Here is a 17,744-nt window from a genome sequence, read left to right as displayed (position 1 = left end):
ACCAGAGGATCGCCACCACCTGTGGTGGCCAACTGACAAGGAGACCGCACCATGGCCTATGCCGTGACCAACCCCGCAACAGGCGAGACGGTCAAGACCTTCGACACCATCACGGACGCCGAACTCGACGGGGCGATCGCCGCGGCCGACGATGCGCACCGCACATGGTCAAAGTCGACGACGGCCGAAGAGCGCGCGGCCCTCATCCGCCGCGTTGGCGAACTCCACGTCGAGCGTCGCCAGGAGCTGGCGGAGCTCATCGTTCGCGAGATGGGCAAGCCGATCGAGCAGGCACTCGGCGAGGCAGACTTCGCCGGGGCGATCTACGGGTACTACGCCGATCACTCGGCGGGCTTCCTTCAGGATGAGCCGATCCAACTCCTGGACGGCGAGGGCTCGGCAGTCGTTCGCAGTTCGTCGCTCGGGGTGCTGCTCGGCATCATGCCGTGGAACTTCCCCTACTACCAGGTCGCCCGCTTCGCGGGACCGAACCTCATCATCGGCAACACCATCCTGCTGAAGCACGCCGCGCAATGCCCCGAGTCCGCCGCTGCACAGCAGCAGATCTTCCTGGAAGCCGGCTTCCCGCCCGGCGCATACCAGAACCTCTACGCCGGACACGACCAGATCGAGCGGATCATCGCGGATCCGCGCGTGCAGGGTGTCTCGCTTACCGGCTCCGAGCGAGCCGGCGCTCAGGTCGCCGAGATCGCCGGCCGGCACCTCAAGAAGGTCGTCCTCGAGCTCGGAGGCTCGGACCCCTTCATCCTGCTGTCGACCGACGACCTCGACGCCACCGTGCAGAACGCGGTCGACGCGCGCCTCGACAACAGCGGCCAGTCCTGCAACGCGGCCAAGCGGTTCATCGTCGCCGACGACCTGTACGAGTCCTTCCTCGAGAAGTTCACCGCGAAGCTCGCCGAGATCGAGGCGACCGACCCGAAGTCGGAAGACTCTTCACTCGGCCCGTTGTCCTCGCGCGGGGCCGCCGAGGGCCTCGACGAGCAGGTGAAGCGTGCGGTCGCCAACGGCGCGACGCTCGCGCACGGCGGCGCCCGTGACGGGGCGTACTTCCAGACGACCGTGCTGACGGACGTCGCCCCCGAGAACCCCGCCTCCAAGGAGGAGTTCTTCGGTCCCGTCGCCCAGGTCTACCGGGCGAAGGATGAGACCGAGGCTGTCCGTATCGCGAACGACACACCGTTCGGCCTCGGCTCTTACCTGTACACGACGGACGAGGCGCAGGCCAACCGTGTCGCCGACCGCATCGAGGCCGGCATGGTGTACGTGAACTGCGTGCTTGCCGATGGCGTCGAGCTGCCCTTCGGTGGCGTCAAGAACTCGGGCTGGGGCCGCGAGCTCGGCCGCCTCGGCGCCGACGAGTTCGTGAACAAGAAACTGATCCGCGCCGGCTGAGGTCGGGACGAGAGCTAGCCGATACCGAGACCAACTCTCCTCGAATCGCTAGTATCAAGTGCCCCGGAACCAAGCCGGGCTATGATTTCTGCCAGGATTTCTACCGGCCCGGACCAGGTCGGGCCGCACGCGAACATGGCGCACTGCTTCTCGATCGGGAGCCCTCGGCGAACCCGTGGGAGCCGATCGACCACGTGACCGGAGCGGTCGACGTCGTGGCCGGGAAGCTGCGCCCGGGCTTCCGGTGCGCGAGCTCCTCGGCACGGTCGAGCGGTACTACAGCGACACCGGCCTATGGGGTGACGAGTGGTGGATCGGTGGGTAGAGCTCGGGATCACTTTCCCGTCCGATTTGGGTCGGCGACTTCTACTACGACACCGCCAACGATCCCGGCGACGAGACGTTCCGTCCCGCGCAACGGGCCTCGATCCCAGGTTGGAAGAGCGCCCGGATACGTTCGACCTGCTGGCGACCCACTTCTTCCAGACCTTCCCTCAGCTCGAAGGGTTGCGATTCTCGCACCGATCGGCGGGAGCGATCGATACGTGCAGCCGCTTCAGCGTCTTCTTCGGGACCGCCCGGAACGGTCGGGTAGCGTACGCTGCTGGCTACACCTGCCTGAGCAGCGTGGGAGCCACTCGCTTCGGCGCCCGTGTGGCTCTCGACCTGGTGCACGGGAGGGACACGCAGCGGACCAGGCTGCAGATGGTGCGCAGGAACCCGATCCCGTTCTCCCCCGAGCCCTTCGATACCCGGGATCCAGCTGACCCGAAGAGCGCTGACCGGGCGGACCGACGGGGCAGGCGAGGGCACGGGCTGAAGCTGCTCGACGCGGCCGGTCTGGGGTTCACTCGTAGAGCGGGTCGTTCATCGAGCCACCGTCGCGGTCTTCGGGCTGATCCAGGAACCCGACGGTCCGCCGCATCGACCGTCGGTCTCGCGTCTAGCGTTGCCGTTGCTTCGCGTCCAGCCCGTCGACCGTCACCGGATCTCGAGGGTCACTACGTGGCCGGAGCTTCTCAGGGTCGTCGATAGGGACCGGATGGACGCGACCGGCCGAACCACCGACCATCACGCGGCCTCCGGGCGCGGCGTGCGCAGTTTCCACAACGGCCAGCGCAAGGGTTCCGAAACGAGGCGAAACGTCAGCGCTTCGGACATCGCCGACGATTCTGCCCCCGACGTTCACCGGCGCTCCATGATGGGGCGCCACTTCACCCTCCAGCGCCAGCGTCACGAACCGTCGCGGCGGATCTTGCGTCCGCTCCATCACCGCATCGCGACCGACGAAGTCGTGGCCATCAAAGTCGATGAACCGTTCCATCCCGAGGTCCAGAGGGTCGGTCTCACCGGGCACGTAGTCCTCCTCGGCGATGAGCAGACCCGCTTCGATCCGAAGCTTCTCGATGGCATCCAAGCCGATAGGCGCCGCACCTGCACCGGCGATCGCTTCCCAAAGACGCTCAGCACCGTCATCCCCATCCAGCAGGTAGAACTCGTAGCCGAGCTCACCCGTGAAGCCGGCGCGCACTAAGAGCCCCCTCACTCCCGCGATCTCGACCGGGTCCGGCAGACAACGGAACCAGCGTAGTGATCCGAAGTCCGTGCCAGACAGTTTCGCGAGCACTTCGAACGAACGAGGCCCCTGCACGGCGAGGCATGGGAGCGCTCGGCTGACATCCTCGATGTCGAGCTGCAGCCCCACGGTATGCGCGGCCATGTGAGCCGTGAAGGTCGCTCCCCCATCGTTCCCGAAAAGGTATGCCTCCTCGGGAGACAGGACGACGACCGTCGCCTCGTCAAGCATCCGGCCTTGCTCATCGAGGAGCATCCCATAGCGCACGACGCCGGACTCGGCGTCTGCGAGTCGCCGCGTGAACAGCCGGTCCAGCGCCGGGAGTGTGTCCCGCCCTGTGAGCCGGAACTTGACCAGGGCGTACGTGTCCCACAGTGCCGCGCCCCTGCGGACCGACCAGTATTCCGACTCAGGATCTCCGAATGTGGCCGTCCATAGCGTTCCGTAGTCCTCGTAGAAAGTCCCACCCAGCGCACGCTGCTTCTCGTGGAACGGGCCGACGTAGACGTCTGGCGGAATGTCCTCAATCGCGATCGGTTCCACTTGGTTCTCCCCATCTCTCATCCATCGGGAGCGAGTCCAGGCCTGGTCGCGCCGTTCCTCGGCGCGTTCACGGATCTACCCTTCGGATATCAAGCAGAACTCGTTGCTCTCAGGGTCGAGCATCACCCTGAATGCGACGTCGTATTCGTTGAGGTCGTTTTGCGCCACTCTCGCACCACCCAACGCGATGATCTGCCCGCACGCCTCCTCGATGTCGTCCACGTGCAGGTCGAGATGGATCCTGTTCTTGACTGTCTTCCGCTCAGGCACCCGCTGGAATCGAAGCACCGGAGATCCTTCGGTCTCACCCAGATCCACGTATTGCACCGGATCGCCGCCGCGCCACTGTTCCACGGCTCCGAAGATCGAAGCCCAAAAACTCGCGAGGCGCTCGGGGTCATGACAGTCGATCGTCACCGAGTCGAGTCGAGCGGCTTTCTGTCCCTCGTTCGCCATCTTCTGCCGCTCGCCTGCTCCCTTTTCGAGCCATCACCCGGCGCCGTGGCCCTTGATTCAACCCGAGCCTCGCCGCCGGAACCGGTTCCGCTTGCGATCCTTGACGATCTCGCGGACGACGTGATGGCCGGGCAGCCCGGTCACGCCACCGCCTGCGTGCGTGCCCGAGGATGCCTGATAGAGCCCGTGGATCGGCGTGCGGTAGTCCGCGTAGCCCACCGCGGGCCGCATGTGGAACAGCTGGTTCGTCGACAGCTCGCCGTGGAAGATGTTGCCTCCGATGAGGCCCCATTCGTTCTCCATCTGCCACGACCCGATGACCTGGCGGCCCACGATCGTGTCCTTGAAGCCCGGCATGAAGTCGTCGTGGATATCAACCAGCCGGTCCGCATACGCCTCGAGCTCGTCTTGGTTGCGGTCCTGCGCCCACTCATGAGGCACCCACTGCGTGAACATCGACATCACGTGCATGCCTTCGGGCGCGAGCGTTGGGTCGTAGTAACTCGGGATGCAGGTCTCCGAGAACGGCGCGGTGGAGGCCCTGCCATCGCGCGCCTCCTCGAACGCCTTCTCGAGGTACCGGATGTTGGGTGCGACCATGATCGAGGAGCCGGCGATCTCCGGATCCTCACCGTCCGGGTCGTCGCGGAAGGCAGGCATGTGCGACAGCGCCAGGTTGATCTTGACGGTCCCGCTCCGCGTCTTCCAGTTCTCGATGTCACGAACGAACTCGCCGGGCAGCTCCTCGCGGTCGATCTGCTTCAAGAACGTGATCTTCGGGTGACAGGCCGAGATGACCAACGTTGCTCGGTATTCCTCGCCTGCCCGGGTCACCGCGCCGCGCACCGCGCCGCCCTCGACCACGATGCGTTCGACCGGACTATCGACTCGGATCTCGGCGCCGAAGGACTCTGCGCTCGCCCGCAACGCGCCGGTCACGGCGCCCATGCCGCCGATGGGGTATCCCCACTCAGAGAGTGTGCCGTCGCCGAGGTCCCCGACGGCGTGATGCATCAAAACATAGGCCGTTCCCGGTTCCTCCGGTCCGGCCCATGTTCCGATGATGCCGCCGGTGGCAATGAGGGCCTTGAGCTCCGACGACTCGAACCACTCGTCGAGCAGGTCCGCAGCGCTCATCGTGAACAGCTTGGTGATGTCGGCCGCGAGGCGGGAGCTCATGCCGGAACGATGCCGAAGCGCGAAGCGCACCTGTTCCGCGAGATCTCCGAGGGTGACCGATCCCAGATCCGGCGGTGTTTCCATCAAGATCGGGCCGAGGAAGGACGCACTACGTTCGAGCCAGGCCGACCAGTCTTCGTAGGCGCCCACGTCAGCCTTCGAGAAGCAGGATAAGGTTTCGCGGAACCGGTCGCGCTTCCCTTGGTCATCGCGGATACCGCCCGAACCCGGTTGCGGAGCGTAGGAGCCTGCCATGGGCACGACCTCGTAGCCGAACGCTTCCAGACGCAGGTCGCGGACGAGCGTCTGCGGCATGAGACTCATCACGTAGGACAGGGTCGTGACCTTCACGTCGGGGTGCTCAGGGAAGGGTGAAGACGTGTCGGCGGCACCACCCGTCTTGTGCCGGGACTCGAGCACCAGAACCCTCGCCCCCATCTTGGCGAGGTACGCAGCAGCGACGAGCCCGTTGTGACCCCCCCCGACGACGATGACATCGTAGCTATCAGCCTTCATCAACCGTGTCCCTCTTGTCTCCGGAGTTGGTGGGCGGAGCAGTAGCTAGTCGCGACACAGTACGTTAGCCTGGAGTCCGAACCCGGGGACCGAAGCCCCCTTTTGGTTCGGATATCGACGACAGCAGCCCTCACGACTGCGAAGATGCGAGGATGAGACGCCCGTTCGATGAGCTCGATATCCGGATCGTCGACCTACTTCAGGTCGACGGACGGATGCCGTTCATCAAGATCGCCGAGCGGCTGGGCGTATCGGATACGACGGTTCGTGCCAGAGTCCGACGACTGACCAGACGCTTCGGCTTGAAATTCGTCGTGGACGTCGACCCAAACTCGCTCGGGCTGCTGTACCTGAACATGGGACTACGGATCCAGGGTCCCTCGCTGGGGAAGGCCGTCGAACGACTCGCGTGCCAGCAGCAGGTCGTCTTCCTTTCGCGCACCACGGGGGGATACGACCTCATGGCTGAAGTCATATGCCGCGACAACGAGGACCTGATGAGGATGCTCGACGATGTCCGTGCCATCCCCGGAATCACCCACATCGACACCTTCATCGTGCTGCGCGTCGAGAAGGAAGATTTCCGCTTCAGTCGGTTCGCCCAGACACCCAGCCCGTGAGTCATCGCCGTGGCGCCGCGGCGCGTCCGCCGACGCTCAGTTGTCGCGAGCGTGTTCAGGCCCACCGGAGCCGCTGCTCGCCAAAATGGTGCCGACTTCGACAGGAACGACGACGGTGAGGGGAAGCGCATGCCGGATACGAGATGGCTGCCCTTGACGTCGTTCGGGGGTCTTCGCGACCGCGAGCGATGGCGGCGCCGGTATGCGACGCCATCGTGCCGCCGTCTGGCCAGCCCGTCCGGTGTACTCTGCACGCTGGTCTCGCGCCAACGGAGAGTCGACGATGCATGAGCTGCAAACGAACCGGTACGACGCGATCGTCGTTGGCGGAGGGCACAACGGGCTCGTCGCCGCCGCGTACCTCGCAAAGCATGGGGCGAGGACCATCGTGCTCGAGAAGCGCCTCAAGACGGGAGGAGCGGCCGACACGAGCGAGCCGTGGCCAGACGAGCTTCCGGGCGTCAAGGTGAACACGCTCAGCCACACGATGGCGCTGATGCCGCCGTCGGTCCGACGGGACCTCCAGCTCGAGCGGTTCGGGTTCAAGCTTCTCCCGCTCGGTCACGGGTACATGCCGATGCGCGACGGCGGCTCGATCATCCAGTCCGAGAACGAGCAGACGACGCGTGACTCGATCACGAAGCTTTCGAAACGCGACGCCGACGCGTACTTCGAGTTCTTCGACTGGATCTCGCGGATCTCGAACATCCTGTGGCCGCTGCTGATGGAGACGCCGCCGCACGTCGGGTCGAAGAGGCCGCGCGACCTGTGGGACCTCGGCAAGCTCGGCTCGAAGCTCCGCAAGCACGTCGACGAGCGGACCGTCGCCGACGTCACCCGGTTGTTCACGATGAGCGTGACGGATCTCCTCGAGCGGTGGTTCGAGACGCCGCAGATGAAGGGATTCATGGGCGTGAACGGCATCATGGGCACGTGGGCCGGTCCCGACGCGCCCGGGACCGCGTACGTTCTGATGCATAACTCAGGCGGCGACATCGGCTCCGGGCAGGCCGGCATCTGGGGTTTCATGGAAGGCGGAATGGGCGCCGTGGCGGCGGCGTGCGAGGGGTCCGCGAGGTTCTTCGGTGCCGAGGTCCGAGTCAACGCCCCGGTCGCGCGCATCTCGACATCCGGCGGTCGCGTCACGGGAGTCGTCCTCGACGGCGGCGAGGAGCTGCACGCGCCGGTCGTGGTCACCGCGTGCCACCCGAAGATCACGTTCCTGCAGCAGCTCGACCGCGAGGAGCTCCCGAGCGACTTCGTTCACGACATCGAGCACTTGAAGACCCGCAGCGGCACCGCGAAGGTGAACCTCGCGATCGACCGCTTGCCGACGTTCACGGCCGATCCCGACTATGACCCGGAGATCCACGGCGGCGCGATCGAGCTGCTCGACGACATCGATCAGCTCGAGATGGCCTACCAGGAGGCGCGTGCGGGCACGGCGTCGACGCTTCCCTTCAGCGATACCGAGATCCCGACGGTGAAAGACACGACCTTGGCGCCCGAAGGCATCCACACCATGTCGATGTTCACGCAGTGGGTGCCCGCCGACTGGGCCGACGACGAGGACGACCATGCCGCCGACCTCGACGCCTACGCGGACCGGTTGATCGACCACATGGAGGCCGTGGCGCCGGGGTTCCGCAGCTCGGTGCTCGCGAAGCAGGTGATCGGCCCGAAGCAGATGCAGGAGGGCTGGGATCTGATCGGCGGGAACATCTTCCACGGGGAGCTCAGCGTCGATCAGCTGTTCCACATGCGGCCGGCCGTCGGATACGCCGACTACCGCACCCCGATCCGCGGCCTCTATCAGGCGTCGAGCGCGACCCACGCTGGCGGCGGCGTGACCGGGCTTCCTGGCCACCATTGCGTCCGCGAGATCCTGAGGGACAAGGCGATCGAGCGGAGGTAGGCGGCGGTGCTCCTTCGGGTGGGACACCCGAAGGTGCCCCACCGAAGGCGTCTCTACATCGGTCAGTCCGCGAGGTTCAGGGTAGACGGCCTTCTCCTCGAGGTAGTCATCGAGCCGTGCTTGCCGAGCTCGCGTCCGACCCCCGATTGCTTGTAGCCGCCCCACGGCATCTCGGTCGGCGCGGGCTGCGTGTCGTTGATCCACACGATGCCGGTGCGGATCGCCTGCGCGGTGCGCATCGTCTTCTTGATGTCGTTCGTCCAGATCGCCGCCGCGAGGCCGTAGTCGTTGTCGTTCGACATCGCGAGCACGTCGTCCGGCGTCTCGAACGGGATCACCGACATCACGGGCCCGAAGATCTCCTCGCGTGCGATGCCTGCGCCGTTGTCGATTTAGCTGTAGCAGATGATGCTGCGAGCGACCTCACCGCGCCCCATCGCAGCGAAAGCGTCGTTGACCTCTTCTAAGCCGATCCGCTGGCTGACGAGCGCCTCGAGGTCGATCTTGCCAGCCATGGACAAGTCGATGATCCGCTGGAAATCGAGCGGCGGCCGTGCCGAGCCGTAATTGCAGCCGATCAAGCGCTTCTCCCTATCCGACATGACTTGCGGATCGAACGATGCCTTGACCCCTTCTGCCGCCTGCCCGACGACGACGGCTGTTCCACCGGGCGCCAGCGCCTCGTACGCCGATTCGATCGTCGATGCGAGACCGATCGCTTCGAAGGCGTAATCGACACCCCGCCCGTGGGTCAGCTGACGCACGACGTCCGACATGTCCTGACGGCGGCTGTTCACCACTTCGGTCGCACCGACCCGCTCCGCAAGCGCGAGCTTCGAGTCGACGACGTCCACCGCGATGATCGGATGAGCGGAGACGAGGGCAGCACCCATGACGATAGAGAGCCCGACGCCGCCACAACCGATCACCACAACGCTGCTTCCCGGTTCCACCGAGGCGGTGTTGATCGCCGCTCCGATCCCCGTGGTGACCGCACAGCCAACGATCGAAGCTAGGTCGAGTGGTACATCCTTCGCGATCACGACCGAGCCCGTCTCAGGAACGACGGCGTACTCTGCGAACGAACCAACCGAGAGGTAGGCGTGGACGTTCTCTTCGCCGCGGCGGATGCGCGTGGTTCCGTCGAAGAGCACGCTTTCGTAAGTTGTTTTTGCCGCGACTTCACAGAGGCTAGGTCGTCCACGCAAACAGTAGGAACATCGTCCGCAGTAAGGCGTCCACGAAAGGATCACGTGGTCCCCGGGGACGACACCGGTCACGCCGTCACCGACCGCCTCTACCATGCCGGCGCCTTCATGACCAAGGACGATCGGCGTCGGCGATGCCCATTCGCCGAGCACGACGTGGTAGTCGCTGTGGCACACGCCGCTAGCCGCCAACTTGACGAGAATCTCGCCCGCGTGAGGCTGATCGATCTCGAGGTGTTCGATCGCGAGCTGGCGCCCCGGTGCATCGAAGATGGCTGCCTTCATGCTTCTCATCTGTTCCTCCGATCGATCGACGGTGGGCGTTCCGTTGCCAAGAACGCATGGGGAGCGGCTAGTTCGACGGCAACCCGAGCCTCAGCGCGGTCGCGACGATCATGCTCTCCGCGTCCCTCCTAGCAATCACGATGGCGATCCTCGTGCAGCGGGTCTTTATCCAGCGGCCGGAAGGCGGCAGACGCTGGCGGTCGAGGACTTCGCGCGGTTCGAGATCTGAACCGCGATGTTCGCGGTGGGCCGACCTGCTCGATGGAGCCGTTCGACATCACCGCAATGCGGTCCGAAATCGTCAGCGCTTCTTCCTGGTCGTGCGGCACGTAGATGAACGTTGATGCCGACCTCCTCCTGAATCGTCTTCGGCTCGATTTGGGGGCCTTGCGCAGCTTCGCGTCGAGGGCGCCGAGGAGTTTCGTCGAGCAGGAGCGCACCGCGGGATGGAGCATCAGCGCACGGGCGAGCGCGACGCGCTGCTGCTGCCCGCCGGAAAGCTGGTTCGGGCGCCGCGCCTCGAACCCCGGTCAGGCGCACGAGCTCGAGCGCGTGGCCGACGCGCTCGCTCTGTTCGGCCTTCGAGACGTCGCGGTATTTCAGCCCGAACGCGACGTTCTTCTCGACCGAGAGGTGCGGGAAGAGCGCGTAGTTCTGGAACACCGTGTTCACGTTCAGCTTGTGCGTGCTCGCCCCCCGCTTGTGAGAACGGCGAAGGGCATCGCCGACACGACGGCCCGCGCTCGGGTCCCAGCGGCCAATACCGGGCTTCGGAGCCAAGGTCCTCGTCGATGCGTCGATGCGGAACTTGGACCGACTGGCGCTTTCCTCCGCGTCCGGACGCCTACCACTAAGGCCTGCGCGATACAGCCAATGAGTGACCTCCCGAGTTGCGCTACGCGTGACTCGGGAGAAACTCTCTACCGTTCGGTGGCGTCACACCATCCCAGATGAGATTCGAACCTTCGGGCGGCGTCACACTGAGCACGTGCGTGCTGTAGAAGCCGGCAGGGCACGCTCGCTTGCCCGGGGTTTCGCCATCGTGTTTGCCTGCGCCTATGCAGCAGAACCAGCTGGTCACCCCGGTGCCACTGGGATCCGCGCATCCGGCGCCGTGGTTCTTGCCGTCGCTCTTCGTCGTTGTCGACGTGGGCATCTGATAGACGTAGGGCTCCGCTCCATCGTGGCGGTCGTAGGAGTTCGCGAACGTCACCGTGGCCCCGATAACCCCGTTGCCCGCCTCATCCTCGACATGGAGCTCCACGTGGATGTGATCCTGATGCCCACCGCCCAGGAACCAATCGACACAGGTCACCGACATCGAGGTCGCATCTCCCGAGCCCCCGTTCGGAGCGGCAGAAACCGTTCCCGGTACCCAGAGCAAGAGTGAGAACACCACCAAGCCAACTCGGACGGAGCGAGTCGCCTTCATCGCCTACTCCCTTCCATGACGGGGCCAGATGTGGCTGCGCACTTCACCGAGCCACGCCATCGCAGCCGCCCCGAACTCGTTGCCGCGAGGATGGACACATCGCATGTTCGACACAACCTACTGCAGGCGTCGGGTCACGTCCCACCCGAATCGCTCCGCCGGATCTCGGCGTGCCGTACCCGAGCGGGGTACCTCCGCGCCTTCAGGTGCGACCTGTTCCTGTCCGCCGATCCACCGGACGCCCAAAAGGCGTTCAAGCAGGGAGTTCCCTCATCGCTGGTACTCGATCCACCGGAACGTCGCGACGCTTCGGCCGAGGAGGACACGAAGGTGATCAGGTTGGGGCGCTACCTCCTCTTGCGGCGACCTTCCCCTTCCCCTCCTGGATTGAGTGGCGGACGACGATCCGTGGCCGAAACTTCGATGCTGCCGGAGAGAGAGCGCTGAGTGCCCGTCGATCCGGCCGTCGCTGACCGAGCCGTCAACCGGTATCCTCCCGGGGTTCGCGAGCGCGGAGGAGTGATTGATGGACCGTGAGGAGATGCTGGGACGCGAGGACGAGGCGTGGCGGCGGTTCGCGGAGATCGTTCGCGCCGTCCCCGCCGACCGCCGGGATGTCGAGGGTGTCGTCCCGGGCTGGACCGTCCACGATCTGGTGTGGCACGTCGGCTACTGGGCGGGCTACGCCGCCGACGTGATCGAACGGGACCGGGCCGGTGACACCGACCTGGAGCCGGCGGACTCAGAGCTCGAGGAGGCGGAGATCCTCGCCACGGGTCGCGGCATGAGCTGGGACGAGGTTGTCGGGCGCGCGGAGCAGGGGCACGCACGAGTGCGGGCCGCCTTCTCGTCGTCGCCCGATCCCGGCGACACCGCCGTCGAATGGTTCCGGGACGACACGTTCGACCATTACGACGAGCACACGGCCGAGATCAGCGCGTTCGTCGCCTGAAGGTGTCGCCTGCGCACACCCGCAGAGCTCCTCAACCTAGCCGCTGACACCCGCGTCGACACCGAGACAGGTGAGGTGATTCCCGTCCGCTACGAAGGTGACGCGGGACTGCACTTCGAGGGAACGGGCGAGGCGGTTTGGGGAACAAAGTTCGTAATGGTGGCGACCCGCGCCCCGATCGGTCGGATCATCCTGGATGTAGATCGAGCCCCGGAACCTGGATCCGAAGCAGCGACGGCCGTCGGTTGTTTCGAGCGGCTAGCCTCCCACGTGCCAGGTGCACAGGCCATCGTCTATGACACTGCCCTTCGAGGGGTCCACCACCAGAAGATCCTCAGGGAACTCGGCATTGTGCCGGTCAACATGGTCGCTGCAGCGGAGACGTGGGGCTCACGGAGCCTCAAGCGCAAGATCAAGCGACGCGAGAAGACGGTCCACGTTGAGGACAAGATGGTGAAGCTCGCAGACGGAAGCTCGACGACGCTTCGCCTCTTCGCGAAGGCTGGCGCGATTGGGCTCCTGCGCGCCACGGAGGCGGGCGAGCAGGTCTTCCAAGCGCTGACGCGCATCCGAACCCATCGAAACCTCGACAAGAACGGCCTCTACCGCTGGTACAACGATTACCGACTCCCCGAGCACCTCGGCGAGGGTCAGGTCACGGTCCGGCTTCACCAAAACGACGAAGACCGGGACCGCAGATTCAATCGGACCGAGAACGTCCGTCCGATCCCTCCATCGGATCCAGACTTCCCGCGCCTCTACGGCCGACGCAACGACGCCGAGTCGCTGAACAGGGGTTTGGAGGACACACTCTACCTCGGGCGAGCACACAGCTTGGGCTGGCGACGCCAGCAGGTCGAAATCCTGGGCTGGGCGCTCATGGTCAACGCCCTGACACTCGCGCGCCACGCGGCTGCCGGCGGCGTCCCAGCCGCCGCATAGGCACCCCACCCCCGAGAACGCCTAGTCTCCTTCAGCACATCCAAGGCGCACAGCTCAGCGCATCCGAACGTTACCGCGACCCGACCCTCCCGAGTCGCTACAATCAGAATCCCCGGTAGATGGCTTGGTGAGGATTTCTTCCACCAATTCAACCGGTCCGGGGCCAGGTTGGCCAGGTGGCCAAGGCCAGGGCCAGGGCCAGGGGGCCAGGGGCCAGGCCGCCCGCCCATCCCCTGCTCGTAACGGACCCTGCTCGTAACGGATTTCGCCGATTCGGTAACGCCTCAGGCGCAAACCAACGTCCTTCGAAAGACCTCCCTGCGTGTGGCCGCGAGCGAACCGCAGTGGAAATGGCGGATACTCTTCGGGGCAAACAGCCTCGTCAGGTCACGTTCTCGCAGTCGGACGCGACCGTGTCCAGACTCAAGTCTGCCTGAACCTCATCGGTGCCGCCGCCGCACTTCACCTTGTCGGCCACTCCGTCCTCAGCGTCGATCGAATCCCCGCCGCCGCCGCCCGAGAACGAGTCCCTGCCACCTGCACCGGTGAGCTGGTCGGCACCGTTGCCGCCGGTGAGTACGTTGGCCTTCGCGTTCCCGAGGAGGATGTCGGCACCGCTGCCCGTCGTGATCTTCTCGACGTCCGCAGCGAGATCGTCGCCCTCCCCGCTCTGACCGTCGTCGGCCGTCCCGTTAAGTGAAGCTGCGACCGGCGCCGTGCGAGCAGCGTAGGACACGAGATCCTTCCCGGCGCCACCGGCGAAGCTGTCCGCACCCATGCCGCCGTCCATGGTGTCTGCGCCCTTGCCACCGTCCATGGTGTCAGCCCCGCCCGATCCCATGAGCGAGTCGTTGCCGCCTCCGCCCGTCAGCGCGTTGTCCCCCGAGTTTCCGACGATGACGTCGGCGCCCGATCCACCGACGACCGACTCCACGTCCGCGCCGACCGTGTCGTTCTCACCTGCTTCTCCATCGCCCGCCACGCCGTCCAGGGTCACGTCGAGAGGTCCGGAGCGCGACGAGTAGTCCGCAGCGTCGACGCCGCCGCCGCCTGTCAGCCCATCGGATCCGAGCCCTCCGTCGAGCGCGTCGTCGCCATCCCCTCCGGTCAGCTCATCGGATCCGAGCCCTCCGTCGAGCGTGTCGTCGCCACTGCCTCCCGTCAGCTGGTCTTCGCCCGATCCCCCCACCACCCGCTCGATATCCGCCTGTACGTTGTCGTTCTCGCCTGCCTCCCCGTCGTTGGCGCCCGCCCCGATCGTGATCGCCAGATCGGTCGAGCGCAGCGAGTAGTCCGCCGTGTCGAACCCCGCACCACCGATCAGTGAGTCGGCCGCGCCTCCTCCGTCGAGCCTGTCGTCCGCATCGCCTCCGACCAGCGTGTCGACCCCTCCGGCGCCCTCGAGTCGATCCTCGCCGGGCCCTCCACTTAGAGCGTTGGCAGCGTCGTCGCCGATCAGCGAGTCGTCACTCGACCCGCCGATCGCCCCTTCCACGTCGGGGCCGATGTCGTCGTTCTCGCCGGCCTCCCCGTCGTTGGGGACTCCGTCAAGCCGGACCTCGATGGACTGCGTTCGGCCCACATAGCTCGCGGTATCGGCACCGGAACCGCCGACCAATCGGTCCGCGCCCGGACCTCCATCCAGCGTGTCGTTGCTCGATCCACCGTCGAGGATGTCGTCAGCGCCCATCCCGAGCAGCGTGTCGTTGCCACCCCCACCCAACAGAGTGTCGGCCTGCTCGCTTCCCTGGAGCGTGTCGTTTCGCACCGACCCGATCACGACCTCGATGTTGGAGCGGACGTTGTCGCCTTCGCCCGACTCCCCATCGTTCGCTGCATCGTCGATCGAAACGTTGAGACCCAACGGGGAGCCGGCGAATTCATGCTCGGAGTAGTCGGCGGTGTCGATGCCGCCTCCGCCGTTGAAGAGATCTCCTCCCGGGCCACCTACCTCCATGTCGTCCCCTCCGAGACCGTTCAACGTGTCCCCTCCCGGGCCGCCCATGAGCTCGTTCGGTCCCGCGTCCCCGGTCAGCGTGTCTGTATTCGACCCGCCACGAAGGGCTTCGGCGTCGGAGAAAACATCGTTCTCGGCCGCGGATCCGCCGGTTCCCGCGGACAGGCTGGCCTCGACGGCAGAGGAGTGATCGGCGTAGGACACAACGTCGACCCCCCCGCCGCCCGCGAGCGCATCGTTGCCGGCCCCGCCCGTGAGGACATTGTCCGCGCCGTCCCCGGTCAGTGCGTCTCCTCCTGCACCGCCGATGAGGTTCTCGACGTCGGGCGATATCGTGTCGCCCTCGGCCCCTCCTCCTTCCCCGTCGTTCGCCGCGCCGTCCAGTGAAAGATCGACAGCTGCACTCCGGCTCGAGTAATCGGCGGTGTCCTCGTCTGCTCCGCCCTCCAGGACGTCCGTACCCCACCCTCCGTCGAGGACGTCCGCGCCTCCGTTGCCCGAGAGTCGATTGGCGTCTGCGTCACCGATCAGGTGGTCAGGTCCGTCGCTCCCGAGGATGTCTTCGACGTCGGGATCGACGTTGTCGCCTTCGCCCGTTTCGAAGCCGTCGTTGGCCACACCATCCAGCGAGATCTCCAGCCCGATGTCGTTCGGGGAGACGAGGTGGTCTGCGTAGCTGGCAACGTCGTGACCGATGCCCCCGACGATCGTGTCGACGTCGTTGCCGAGGAAGCCGGACCCCCTGCCACCGTTCAGGGTGTCGTCCCCGGCCCCGCCGTTCACCGTGTCGTTCCCGTCGCCTCCCCTCAGATCGTCGTTCCCGTCACCGCCGACGATGATGTCCAAGCCGCCGCCACCCTCGATGGAGTTCGAGTCACCATCGCCTGTGATCGTGTCGTTGTTGACACCTCCGACGATGTTCTCGATATCTGTCCCGACGTTCTGGTTCTGCCCGGCCGCCCCGTCGTTCGCAACTCCGTCGATCGTGATCGACAGCGGCCCATAGTTCGCGGAGAACGTGAGGAACTCGACCTCATCGATGCCGGTGCCACCGTTGTAGACCATGCCGCTGCCCTGGCCGATGAACGAATCGTCTCCCGGCCCTCCGTTGGAGATCGCTCCATCGTGGAACGGATTGAAAGAGTCGTTCCCGATCCCCCCGTTCATCTCCCGCGCGCCTCCGAGGAAGTCGTTCCCCGAGCCCGTGTCGAGTCGCTCGAAACCCACGCAACTGTCGAACTCTTCGCTGACCGGGCTCCCCGGGTCGTCATCCTCGATCCCGCCGCAGTCGGTCGTGCCGAGTTGAGCAGAGACATCCGTGGTCCGCTGGGTGTAGTCGAGCGTGTCGGATCCATTCCCGCCAGAGAGAGAATCGGGAAGGGGCCCGCCCTTGATCACGTTGTCGGCTGCGCCTCCGGCGATCGTGTCGGCGCCCGCTCCACCGATCAGGACCTCAACGGTGTCGCGCACATTGTCGCCCTCCCCGGGTGCTCCGTCGTCGGCCACCTCGTTCTGGCTGATCGACACACCGGCTGTCCGGGATGCGTAGTCGACGGTGTCGGTGTCGTCGCCGCCGTTCATGGCATCCGCTCCGGGCCCACCGATCAGGTCGTCGTTGCCGGCGCCCGTGCTCAACGTGTCATCGCCGGCCTTCCCGTCGAACCGGTTCGCACTGGGGGATCCGATGAACGTGTCGTTCCCGCTTCCCCCGAGCAGATCCTCAACGTCGGTCCCGACGTTGTCGCCCTCTGCGCCCAGGTTCTCCCCGTCGTTGGCGATCCCATTGATGACAACCGCCACGGCATTGGTTCGAGACGAGTAGTCGACGGTGTCACCGCCGGGACACACGGCGCACGGGATGATGAGGGAGTGTGCCCCTCCGTTCATCGCGTCCGCCCCGACGCCACCGTCTAGCGTGTCGGGCTGGTCGCCCCCGTTCAGCGTGTCGTTTCCCCCGCCCCCCTCGAGCGAGTCGGCACCACCGACTCCGTTGAGGGTGTCGTTGCCGAGCTTGCCGTCGAGGACGTTGGCGTCCGCATCTGCCGTAACGACGTCGTTGCCGTCGCCCCCGATGAAGTTCTCCACGTCGGGTTGCACGTTGTCACCCTCGCCACTCGCTCCATCGTTGGCCACACCGTCGTAACTGACCGTGGTGGAGACGTTGTGACCCTGGTAGGAGGCTGTGTCGACGCCCGCGCCGCCGTTGTAGATGTCGGCGCCCAGCCGGCCGCGCAGGGAGTCGTCCCCGTCCTCTCCGTTGAGGGTGCCGGTTCCGTTGCCTGAGATGAGCGTGTCGTTCCCGGTCCCACCGTTGATCGTGGTTGTGAGCGCCGGCTCGCTCTGGACGAAGTCGTTTCCGTCGTTGAGATTGATGACGATAGAGGTGACAGTTGCCGTGCAGTTCGCCTGGTTGGCGGTGACCTGGACGCACCCGCTGCCAGCCACGACGGGAGCGTCGTCGAAGATCGAGTAGGTGCTGCCGGCGACCGTGATGACCACGGCGTTGGTCTCGCCTGCCGGCGCCGTGTAGACGAGCCTGCTTCCGCGAGTCACCTGGACCGAGGCCGTTCCCGCGCCCGCGGGAGCGGGCGTAGCAAGCAGCCACGCGGTGGCCGCCGCGACGACGATCAGGAGGATCCAGCGGACGCGCAAGGGGGCTGCTCCTTTCCTCGATACCGGTGAGCGGCGTAGGCTGACCCCGGCCGGGGTCCGCAGGTCTGTTTATGACGGACGCATCCTTATACACG

The 17,744-nt window shown here is 65.8% G+C and carries 12 protein-coding genes and 2 pseudogenes; 6 read left to right on the top strand and 8 right to left on the bottom strand.

Annotated features, from left to right (window positions below):
* The first annotated feature begins 51 nt into the window (after window positions 1–51).
* Window positions 52–1,416: an NAD-dependent succinate-semialdehyde dehydrogenase gene (locus WEF05_04700; GenBank protein MEX1101194.1), complete on the top strand. Its 1,365-nt coding sequence runs from the start codon at window positions 52–54 to the stop codon at window positions 1,414–1,416.
* 438 nt (window positions 1,417–1,854) lie between these two features.
* Window positions 1,855–2,265: pseudogene (locus tag WEF05_04695) on the top strand (FAD-dependent oxidoreductase).
* A gap of 94 nt (window positions 2,266–2,359) precedes the next feature.
* Here WEF05_04695 and WEF05_04690 read toward each other — a convergent pair.
* From WEF05_04690 to WEF05_04680, 3 genes are all read right to left on the bottom strand, one after another.
* A complete protein-coding gene (locus WEF05_04690; protein MEX1101193.1) occupies window positions 2,360–3,535 on the bottom strand; it encodes an aminomethyltransferase family protein in 1,176 nt (391 codons plus the stop codon).
* A 75-nt stretch (window positions 3,536–3,610) separates the two neighbouring features.
* On the bottom strand, window positions 3,611–3,991 hold the full coding sequence (locus WEF05_04685) for a VOC family protein (GenBank protein ID MEX1101192.1): 381 nt from the start codon (window positions 3,989–3,991) through the stop codon (window positions 3,611–3,613).
* Window positions 3,992–4,048: 57 nt separating this feature from the next.
* Window positions 4,049–5,686 carry an NAD(P)/FAD-dependent oxidoreductase gene (locus WEF05_04680; GenBank protein MEX1101191.1) on the bottom strand — a complete coding sequence of 546 codons (1,638 nt, stop codon included), beginning with the start codon at window positions 5,684–5,686 and terminating at the stop codon, window positions 4,049–4,051.
* A gap of 152 nt (window positions 5,687–5,838) precedes the next feature.
* Here WEF05_04680 and WEF05_04675 point away from each other — a divergent pair, with 152 nt between their 5' ends.
* Together WEF05_04675 and WEF05_04670 are read left to right on the top strand one after the other, a co-directional pair.
* Complete coding sequence (locus WEF05_04675) at window positions 5,839–6,306, top strand: Lrp/AsnC family transcriptional regulator (protein MEX1101190.1); 468 nt, start codon at window positions 5,839–5,841, stop codon at window positions 6,304–6,306.
* 283 nt (window positions 6,307–6,589) lie between these two features.
* The gene (locus WEF05_04670; GenBank protein ID MEX1101189.1) at window positions 6,590–8,221 is read left to right on the top strand and encodes an NAD(P)/FAD-dependent oxidoreductase; all 1,632 of its coding nucleotides are present in this window, start codon (window positions 6,590–6,592) and stop codon (window positions 8,219–8,221) included.
* A gap of 62 nt (window positions 8,222–8,283) precedes the next feature.
* On the opposite strand, the gene WEF05_04665 is transcribed toward WEF05_04670, so the two are convergent.
* The 4 genes and pseudogenes from WEF05_04665 to WEF05_04650 all read right to left on the bottom strand — a co-directional run bounded on the left by WEF05_04665 (window position 8,284) and on the right by WEF05_04650 (window position 10,978).
* A complete protein-coding gene (locus WEF05_04665; GenBank protein ID MEX1101188.1) occupies window positions 8,284–8,595 on the bottom strand; it encodes an aldehyde dehydrogenase family protein in 312 nt (103 codons plus the stop codon).
* Between the two features lie 18 nt (window positions 8,596–8,613).
* Window positions 8,614–9,714 carry a Zn-dependent alcohol dehydrogenase gene (locus WEF05_04660; protein ID MEX1101187.1) on the bottom strand — a complete coding sequence of 367 codons (1,101 nt, stop codon included), beginning with the start codon at window positions 9,712–9,714 and terminating at the stop codon, window positions 8,614–8,616.
* Between the two features lie 128 nt (window positions 9,715–9,842).
* Window positions 9,843–10,191, bottom strand: a pseudogene (locus tag WEF05_04655) (spermidine/putrescine ABC transporter ATP-binding protein).
* Between the two features lie 418 nt (window positions 10,192–10,609).
* Complete coding sequence (locus tag WEF05_04650; GenBank protein ID MEX1101186.1) at window positions 10,610–10,978, bottom strand: hypothetical protein; 369 nt, start codon at window positions 10,976–10,978, stop codon at window positions 10,610–10,612.
* Between the two features lie 694 nt (window positions 10,979–11,672).
* On the opposite strand from WEF05_04650, the gene WEF05_04645 reads away from it, so the two are divergent.
* Both WEF05_04645 and WEF05_04640 read left to right on the top strand, forming a co-directional pair.
* Window positions 11,673–12,098 (top strand): maleylpyruvate isomerase N-terminal domain-containing protein, encoded by a 426-nt coding sequence (locus WEF05_04645; GenBank protein MEX1101185.1) that lies wholly within the window; start codon window positions 11,673–11,675, stop codon window positions 12,096–12,098.
* Window positions 12,099–12,173: 75 nt separating this feature from the next.
* Window positions 12,174–13,040, top strand: a complete 867-nt coding sequence (locus WEF05_04640; protein ID MEX1101184.1) for a hypothetical protein — start codon at window positions 12,174–12,176, stop codon at window positions 13,038–13,040.
* A 382-nt stretch (window positions 13,041–13,422) separates the two neighbouring features.
* Here the strand turns inward: WEF05_04640 and WEF05_04635 are convergent, their stop codons facing one another.
* Entirely contained in the window at window positions 13,423–17,649 is a 4,227-nt protein-coding gene (locus tag WEF05_04635) for a hypothetical protein (protein MEX1101183.1), read from the bottom strand.
* Between the last annotated feature and the right edge of the window lie 95 nt (window positions 17,650–17,744).

The organism is Actinomycetota bacterium (assembly GCA_040881665.1).
Classification (GTDB): domain Bacteria; phylum Actinomycetota; class UBA4738; order UBA4738; family HRBIN12; genus JBBDWR01.
The sequence above is the reverse complement of the archived record's forward strand: the minus strand, read 5'-3'. Positions and strand labels throughout refer to the sequence as shown.

Excerpts from the sequence above, each read along its gene's own strand:
- WEF05_04700 (MEX1101194.1), top strand. The coding sequence starts at position 52 with ATGGCCTATGCCGTGACCAACCCCGCAACAGGCGAGACGGTCAAGACC.
- WEF05_04685 (MEX1101192.1), bottom strand. The coding sequence starts at position 3,991 with ATGGCGAACGAGGGACAGAAAGCCGCTCGACTCGACTCGGTGACGATC.
- WEF05_04680 (MEX1101191.1), bottom strand. The coding sequence starts at position 5,686 with ATGAAGGCTGATAGCTACGATGTCATCGTCGTCGGGGGGGGTCACAAC.
- WEF05_04675 (MEX1101190.1), top strand. The coding sequence starts at position 5,839 with ATGAGACGCCCGTTCGATGAGCTCGATATCCGGATCGTCGACCTACTT.
- WEF05_04670 (MEX1101189.1), top strand. The coding sequence starts at position 6,590 with ATGCATGAGCTGCAAACGAACCGGTACGACGCGATCGTCGTTGGCGGA.
- WEF05_04660 (MEX1101187.1), bottom strand. The coding sequence starts at position 9,714 with ATGAAGGCAGCCATCTTCGATGCACCGGGGCGCCAGCTCGCGATCGAA.
- WEF05_04645 (MEX1101185.1), top strand. The coding sequence starts at position 11,673 with ATGGACCGTGAGGAGATGCTGGGACGCGAGGACGAGGCGTGGCGGCGG.